Source organism: Pseudomonas sp. LM13 (genome assembly GCF_041381355.1).
Classification (GTDB): domain Bacteria; phylum Pseudomonadota; class Gammaproteobacteria; order Pseudomonadales; family Pseudomonadaceae; genus Stutzerimonas; species Stutzerimonas frequens.
In genome coordinates, this window is record NZ_JACBXH010000074.1 from 1 (window position 1) to 7,179 (window position 7,179).

Annotated in this window: 10 protein-coding genes; 6 read left to right on the plus strand and 4 right to left on the minus strand. The window is 47.4% G+C overall.

The window, feature by feature from the left end:
* The 3 genes from HZR81_RS22860 to HZR81_RS22870 all read right to left on the minus strand — a co-directional run.
* Positions 1 to 580 (minus strand): AAA family ATPase (locus HZR81_RS22860; protein WP_500129336.1); only part of this gene is annotated, 580 nt, incomplete at its 3' end.
* Positions 573 to 2,504 (minus strand): TnsB C-terminal domain-containing protein, encoded by a 1,932-nt coding sequence (locus tag HZR81_RS22865; RefSeq protein WP_500129337.1) that lies wholly within the window; start codon positions 2,502 to 2,504, stop codon positions 573 to 575. The genes HZR81_RS22860 and HZR81_RS22865, both read right to left, overlap by 8 nt.
* Positions 2,497 to 3,204 (minus strand): hypothetical protein, encoded by a 708-nt coding sequence (locus tag HZR81_RS22870; RefSeq protein WP_500129338.1) that lies wholly within the window; start codon positions 3,202 to 3,204, stop codon positions 2,497 to 2,499. Before HZR81_RS22870 ends, HZR81_RS22865 begins: the two co-directional genes overlap by 8 nt.
* Before the next feature lie 136 nt (positions 3,205 to 3,340).
* Between HZR81_RS22870 and HZR81_RS22875 the strand changes: the two genes are divergently transcribed.
* From HZR81_RS22875 to HZR81_RS22895, 5 genes are all read left to right on the plus strand, one after another.
* Positions 3,341 to 4,402, plus strand: coding sequence for a hypothetical protein (locus HZR81_RS22875; protein WP_374417213.1), 1,062 nt, complete (start codon positions 3,341 to 3,343; stop codon positions 4,400 to 4,402).
* A gap of 44 nt (positions 4,403 to 4,446) precedes the next feature.
* Positions 4,447 to 4,845 (plus strand): DUF6957 family protein, encoded by a 399-nt coding sequence (locus HZR81_RS22880; protein WP_374417216.1) that lies wholly within the window; start codon positions 4,447 to 4,449, stop codon positions 4,843 to 4,845.
* Between the two features lie 80 nt (positions 4,846 to 4,925).
* The gene (locus tag HZR81_RS22885) at positions 4,926 to 5,225 is read left to right on the plus strand and encodes a hypothetical protein (RefSeq protein ID WP_374417218.1); all 300 of its coding nucleotides are present in this window, start codon (positions 4,926 to 4,928) and stop codon (positions 5,223 to 5,225) included.
* A 56-nt stretch (positions 5,226 to 5,281) separates the two neighbouring features.
* On the plus strand, positions 5,282 to 5,947 hold the full coding sequence (locus HZR81_RS22890) for a hypothetical protein (RefSeq protein ID WP_374417220.1): 666 nt from the start codon (positions 5,282 to 5,284) through the stop codon (positions 5,945 to 5,947).
* Positions 5,934 to 6,314 carry a hypothetical protein gene (locus HZR81_RS22895; RefSeq protein WP_374417223.1) on the plus strand — a complete coding sequence of 127 codons (381 nt, stop codon included), beginning with the start codon at positions 5,934 to 5,936 and terminating at the stop codon, positions 6,312 to 6,314. Before HZR81_RS22890 ends, HZR81_RS22895 begins: the two co-directional genes overlap by 14 nt.
* A 152-nt stretch (positions 6,315 to 6,466) precedes the next feature.
* Here the strand turns inward: HZR81_RS22895 and HZR81_RS22900 are convergent, their stop codons facing one another.
* Positions 6,467 to 6,823: a hypothetical protein gene (locus HZR81_RS22900; protein WP_418643620.1), complete on the minus strand. Its 357-nt coding sequence runs from the start codon at positions 6,821 to 6,823 to the stop codon at positions 6,467 to 6,469.
* A gap of 110 nt (positions 6,824 to 6,933) precedes the next feature.
* Between HZR81_RS22900 and HZR81_RS22905 the strand changes: the two genes are divergently transcribed.
* Positions 6,934 to 7,179: recombinase family protein (locus tag HZR81_RS22905; RefSeq protein WP_500129339.1), on the plus strand; the 246-nt coding region annotated here is incomplete at its 3' end.

Below are 7,179 nucleotides of genomic sequence, written 5' to 3' on the forward strand. Positions count from 1 at the left end.
CTAATGCATTTCGAAAGCACTTGAACTCAGCCCCAACCCATTCATATGGATAAAAATAAAAGGGAGCCATCGACCTTCGCGCAAGTTGATCATCCCCTTTGAATAGTCGCTCCGCATCGGGTAGACCATATACAGCGATACTCACACCACATTTATTACTTATATGCTTTATTGTATCTCCCATGGCCTTAGGATCTATTCCTACTTTGCGTTCAAGAAGATTTTGAGCCTCATCAAATATGATGAGCTTGACGCCTCTGAATTCAACTTGCTTTCTCAGCCCCTCCAGGGCAAGCGCTTCATTTTTATATGCCCGTGGTGACAGCTTAAAAACCATCAGACACTCATCAATAACGGCCCGGTAGCTACGAATTGGTGGGAATTCGACCACCAGTACTTCATGCTCTCCACCAGCTCTAATTTTCTCTGTTAGAAGCTTGATCGAAAATGTTTTCCCGACACCACTCAGCCCAAATACAGGTTGAATAACAGGCTCTTCTTCCAAACAACGAATATATGCGTCATAAACAACATCAACAGCCTCATTAAATCGCTGATGATGTATTACCCTATTAATCATGACCACTACTCCACTCAGATGGAGTAATATCATCATCATGCGAGGCTTCACTAAAAGTGACCTGCTTCGGTTTTACCGCATCCTTAGATAGCGCTTTTCCGACCTCTTGGTTAAATTCCTTCTTCGTATTGCTTCTTACAGACTTATTGACGTCCTTGACTTTGTGTTTACGTCGACTGTCTTCAGTGAATTTTATTAGCCTCCTGGCATATATTCTCTGAAATTCCTTACCAGTCATAATGTGGTCACCGGAATACTCAGCTAGAAGGGATCCAGCCTCCTCAAATGAGATTTCTGGAATACCCAGCATTTTATTTTGTGCCTCAATAAGCGTGCCCTTCTTATCACTTTTCTTTACCACATAAATCTTCGTACAATCCGCCGGATTGAAATACACCAGTACAGATTTCTCACCAGACTTATCCATGTACCTGGCAAGCTCTGTCGAGTTGAACTGAAAATTTCTAAAATCCACACCGTAGTGCTGGTACTTCCGCTCTTCACGATGCATTGTGACAATCAGCTTCTTAAATTTTTCAAGAGACGGCGGAGGTAGTGGCTTAAATAGTGACAGTTCTTTTTCCATGGCCTGAGCAATAGTCATGGGCTGGCCGTAGATGAATCCCAGGTCGGGCCTTAGCTCATGGATATATGTACCATAGAAAAACTCAACAGTTTCTTTATAAATATCCTCAACTGAATAGCAAGCTTCTTCTTCAGCTTTCGCCATTCTATTTTTAACACGCTTATCATTACTTCTTTTGGCTCCCGGCATGAATCCGAAGAGCCGTTTATTCAAAATTGAAAATCCGGACTCAACATAGCCTTTATCATCACCACGATACTGGCGCGTGTTTTTAACAACCACGCCAAGCCTGCGAATAACTTCCCAGATCAATTTTCCAAAGTGCTCGGATGCGTTATCAATAACTAGCACACCAATATGCGACGCCGAGACTATATTTACCCCTTTCACACCAAGAGACTTGTAGTACGCTTCGTCTCGTGGCTTGTAGAACTGCTCCAAAACCTTATACAGGCCCATCTCGCTTGGCTTGCCCGCCATCACATAAACAGCAAGCGGATACGATGTCCGAACATCACGCATTAGATATAGCGTAACTTCTGTATGTTTTCTTCCATTTTCATCCACGCTCATATTATCTATGGTGCAGGCATCAAGTTCTACGACAGCGAATACTCTACAGTCGCGGTACTTCTTGATAGCTCTACGCTCTTCAAGATTTAGCTCCCTTTTGCTGAGTCTCCCGTTGAGAGCAGACTTAACGGGCAAACCCTCTAGAATCCGACTACATGTGCTTTCACTGATGATTATTTCTGGAGCTTGATCTCCAAGCTTTTGCCGTAAAAGCTCATCAACCTGATTATAAAACCCCCGCTTATTAACTTTGTCATCGCAGAAATAAATCTCTATCGCTTTCTCTTTAGCAAATTCCACATAATTTTTCTTTGAAGACCAGCCGCTACCCCCCCTTCCACGATAGTTAGGCACCAGTGCAGCATAGTTACCATCAGCGTACTTTTTATAATATTCACGAACAGTACGCAGACGTACAGGTTTATGCCCCTTCTTAAAGCAAAATCTTGAAATAGCACTCTCAATTTCAGGTTTTCTTAAGCATTTCTCTAGAAGTTTATTGTATAGGTCAAGCAACTCAACCCTAAACTTTGCCTCTTCCTTTTCGGCATCACTCTCCCCATTAAATTCGGCGACCTCCACCTCATCATTAAGAACATACTCGCCGGATGAAAATTTCTCATAAAACTCATCACAGTCGACTTCTAGCCTGACACCACCACTGCCTACCAAACGGATGGTGTTAATAGACAGCAGCACTTCATCGATGACGAATATATCGCCATTAATTTTCGTAACCATTCCGACCTTCAAGCCCTCAGACAAAGCTAATTACCTCCAAATGCTTGAGGCTGCCATAGGCCTGAACAACCGGAAAATTCATCCCCATCAAATCCCAATTCAGCAGATCGAAACTTATTACGCCACGCAAAATACCGGCACAAACATACCAATTGACTGGCTCCAACAATCCAGCCAAGTCATTAACGTGATTAATGCCCTGATGAGTTTCGAGTAACCTCTTTAGATCATTCGACCATGTCGTGACAGAGTCAGCATCATGAACACAATATTCATAAAGAATGCGGATATTGTTCTCTGCTTCTCCCAAATCCAGCTCTGTAAGCTTGCAAAAACCAATTGCATTCTTTTCGAATATCTCCTGGATTTTGGCAAAATCTTTGTTGGTCATACCTAGCAATGCAGCAGACTTAACCTCAACGATAAATTCCTTACCATTGACTACGATCAAAAAGTCCGGAATGTAATATTTATATCGCGGGTCTAGCTTTACTTTCCTTCTGTACACCTTGCTTCTTGTCAGATTGACGATCAGCGGCTGAAAGTAAATCTCACTGATGCCAGGGTGAAGCACGAAGAGCATCGCGAATAGCCACTCAAGACGTGATTGGCACTTCAGCACCACGTCACCTTTGCCAGCTGAGGACATCCGGAACGCTGGCCGCCCTCGGCGCGTCCGCTTCGCTGGATCAATCTGCCTTTCCGTCGTTAGGACTACTCTCATTTTGGTACTGTCTCCCAGATTTGAGCACCATAGCCAACCTCTTCTTCTTCGTCAATACTGGAACTGTTCTCCAGATTTGCTAAGCTGGAGCCAATCGGGGCCACACCCCAGACCTATCAGGCTGAAGGAGCACTGGATGAGCAAGCGGAAAAAAGGGCCCTGGTATGCGATCTACAGGCAGGTACAACCGACGCTGGATGCCTACGAAGGGAAGGACAGCATCAACCTTCTCATTCAACAGCTTGCGGCTGAACACAGCTACGAGCCCAAAGTGCTATCGAGAATGATCCGAGCCGGACGATTCTTAGATCGCCTCGTCGGCCCGCTTTCTCCTGAGGACGTCCGTGGTGGGTACGCTCACGTTGAGTACATCCAACGCCTGCATGAGCTTGCACCTGAAGAAGCTCAATCCCTCGTAGGCATGGCCATATCTAAGAAGGTCACGCTGGAGACCCTTCAGTCCATCATCGATAAATACGCTGATCAGATTGCCCAAAGCGATGCAGGCAAACGCTCAAAAGCCCGGTCACTCGTCTTTGAGCATGAACGCAATGCAGTGATGGCATTGACCAACTGTGGCACCGCATTCTTCGGTATCGAGGAAGGCGAAATCATCCACGTCGAGCGCTCCGATGTACTCGGTCAATTCTTCATCATAAAAGACCGACATGGCCAAGATAACACCGCCATTTTCTGCCGCCTTGGGGACACGTCACGCAAAGCCATCAAAGCTGCCGCTGAATTACTCAAGCTCGCGAAGACCGCACGTAGCTATTTCGACAAAGTGTGGTTTGTTTTTCCAGAGTCATCAGAACTCGTGCACGAACTCGCGTTTCTTTCGAACGAAGAAAAGCTTTTTCGCAGTTGGCTCCACCTATCAACGCTGATCAGTGACGGCGAAACATTCACTTTAAGAGAGGTGACGTCACTTCGACATGCATTGTCACGCGTGCTGGAAGACGGGGCCGACCCTTTCGCATGGAGCGGCCATTACCTCAACGAACTAAAGACTCCAATTCACGACTCACTGGTCAAGAGAACCTATACATTCACCGTACTGCATAATGAATTTACTACCAAACTAATAACCGATATGCCAACAGACTCGTTCAAAGAATTCCTGGATGAAGTCACAACTGTCGATTCCGCACATGACAATGGATACGTGTCGTTTATAAAACAATCCCGCACTTTATAGCGAAACCACCCACTCCTTAATCTAGTACTTACCAGGAGAGAGCCATGGATATCCTCGAAGCGATTAACGAACTGCTTCACGGCGAAGGCGTACCAATGCTCGGACGAGACATGACTGATGATGAAGCTATCAGACATGTAAAGAGCCTATCTCTCCTGAAGCCATTCTGTGCGGTAAGGAAATGGATTTGGATTGATCTTGAAATGCCCGATGCTGTTTGCACCAAAATCATTAGTGATGGACTTCAACCAGTAATGATTTATGCTCATAGCGTTGTTTTTGATAGCGCTGGGCGGTTCAACCCAGGCGACTGGGTTCGCAGCACACCTCTCGCCAAACTTTCAGATGGATACCTCTTTGAAACACAAAATACAATTTATGTGTTGATTGGCCAAGGCACCCGCAAGTCAGCTCAACTGTCTACCGTTATTCATGTTTTCTAGTTTTCCAAATGCAATTTGGTGAACACGAATAAATTTTGAAGAAAATTAATCCAGTGCGCTAACTACATTCCGCATGAGGCATGACGTTGATGAGTTCGCCAAGCCAAATCGATTCCGACATCCACTGCGAGATGTGCGGCAAGTCAACCCGTCTGCCTGGGTACAGCCAAGAGTACGGCACCTTAGAGGCGCGCTGGGGTTATGGCTCGAACCATGACGGTGACCACTACCGCGTTCGACTGTGCGAGCAGTGCTTCTTTGCCACGCTGGCCTACATCCGGCAGGAGCGGCGGATCAGCAGACTCTTTGACGAAGATGCCCCCCTGGATGATCCATCATTTGGCCGAGTCGCGCGTGGTGACTGGTTTCGCGAATCGTGACCTGACCTCAACCACTTCCAGGCTTGAATCGATTTTAAATATCACGTGAGGTTCTGATGCTTCATCGCCCGATCTACGACGAAGTCATGAACAGGGCTTTACGCATGGCCAACACCTGCCATCCAGTAGTGGCTGAGAAACATGCTAATGCGCTGGCACGCTACGCACGATTATCAGCTGCGTGCGACTCTCTGGAGGCTTTCATGGGATGTCGCCCAAGCGCTGATGAAGATGTCTTCAGTTCCCTTGCTCATAGGCGCAGTCAGATTGCCGATCTGCTTGCTCGGGCCAATCTGGAAGAATTTGAGAAAGAGGCTGCGCGAGGGCTTTACCTGACTATTCCGTACTTCAGCCGCTGCTCTGACAAGCAGCCTGTTTTCCTATTGAATCGAACCTCGCAGCCAATCACCTACCTCAGTCGATCTTTGTACGCCTACGCAAGTACAGACGAGGGTGTCGATGAATACCGGACAATAGGAAATGCATTCTCGGATGGTATCGCGGCGGACACAGTGATAGAGCCCGGTGAAAAGCTTCGAATCGACGAGTACTCCATGAGCTTTGATGGAGATTTTGTCAGCAACAGGCGGGTTATATTGCTGGTTGATGGTCAACGCGGAGAGTGGCTCACCAGCATTTCAAAGCTCGCCGGTTTTCTCTGGGACGAGGATTTGCATGGTCTGCATTTGCTGAAGATAGCGAATTCAAATGTCCAACCCTGATACACACGAGGTGATCACCCTATCTGCATATACTGAGCATCGCTTGTCCAAGGCATTTGACTATCAATTTTGTGAGCCGGTAACCGCCTATCTCACTAATGTAAAAATTGTCTCTTGCTGCGCTATTGGTGTTATGCACCGGCATATCAAAGCGGAGTCGTCAGGACGATTTCAAGACGGCCACAGGGTGAGAACATCGGACATTCGCCAAGCGGAACAGCACGGTGCGTTTTGGGTGCTACGTACGCTCAGTGGAAGCTTCTATGTAATTGTCAGCTTTGACCTACACGGCGGTCGGCAGTCACTTCAAAAATTTCTTAAACTGCGCGAGCAGGGTGTTCACCTGACACCTCAACGCATGCAGTAACTTTTTTCAAACGCATGGCACAGCATCAACGATGGTGCACAGTGGGTGGATACCCATTTGACCTCAAGATTTTCGTTAATACAGCCTTGGGCGATGCGACGCTGAAAGGAGGCTGTATTCACCACTCACTTGGTGTCGCCCTGCTGAATAGCTCATGATCTTGGAGGTGGGTTTTGTCCCAGGTATGCATCAATACCGTCAACTGCTGACTGAAGCTTTTGCCGGAGAGTCGGAAGCTCGATAGTGGTCACTACGTGCTGACGATCCGCCATCATAAGAAACGCTGCCAAAGCAGCGTCGGAATGCCTGACCAGAGCCACAAGGTGCTCTCCCCGAGGGCCACTGGATCCCGCTAACCAGTTTTTCACTGTCCGCTCGTTTGCATTCGTCCAGCGCATCAGCGTCTTCGTTGCCTGGTGCGTGTCGCCCAGTTCGTTACGTAACGCCTTTGCGAGGCCAGCAGCGTATTGCTTCGGCTCCAGAAAAAATCTGCCCGTTTTAGTGAACATTTTTCCGCCCCCTGTCTTCTACCTTTCTTTATCTATTCAAACGGTATGGCCGCTGATGACCATTTCTGAAGTGCCTCGGTAAAGGTTGGCTGAGGCGGGGGCGATTGCTGATGAAATATCAGACTGAATCCGGGGCTAGCCCCACAGCAGCGGCGGCATATGTCCGCATGTCGACAGAGCATCAGCAGTACTCCACTGAAAACCAACTCGACACTATTCGCCTGTACGCCGCAGCGCATTCGCTTGAAATCATCAAGACCTATACCGATGCCGGAAAAAGTGGCTTGCGCCTTGAGGGTCGTGATGCGCTGAAACAGCTTTTCGATGATGTAGAAAGCGGGCAGGCGAACTTCTCA

Bases quoted from the DNA above. Each gene is read 5' to 3' on its own strand.
- HZR81_RS22870 (WP_500129338.1), bottom strand. From the start codon at position 3,204: ATGAGAGTAGTCCTAACGACGGAAAGGCAGATTGATCCAGCGAAGCGG.
- HZR81_RS22875 (WP_374417213.1), top strand. From the start codon at position 3,341: ATGAGCAAGCGGAAAAAAGGGCCCTGGTATGCGATCTACAGGCAGGTA.
- HZR81_RS22880 (WP_374417216.1), top strand. From the start codon at position 4,447: ATGGATATCCTCGAAGCGATTAACGAACTGCTTCACGGCGAAGGCGTA.
- HZR81_RS22885 (WP_374417218.1), top strand. From the start codon at position 4,926: ATGACGTTGATGAGTTCGCCAAGCCAAATCGATTCCGACATCCACTGC.
- HZR81_RS22890 (WP_374417220.1), top strand. From the start codon at position 5,282: ATGCTTCATCGCCCGATCTACGACGAAGTCATGAACAGGGCTTTACGC.
- HZR81_RS22895 (WP_374417223.1), top strand. From the start codon at position 5,934: ATGTCCAACCCTGATACACACGAGGTGATCACCCTATCTGCATATACT.
- HZR81_RS22900 (WP_418643620.1), bottom strand. From the start codon at position 6,823: ATGTTCACTAAAACGGGCAGATTTTTTCTGGAGCCGAAGCAATACGCT.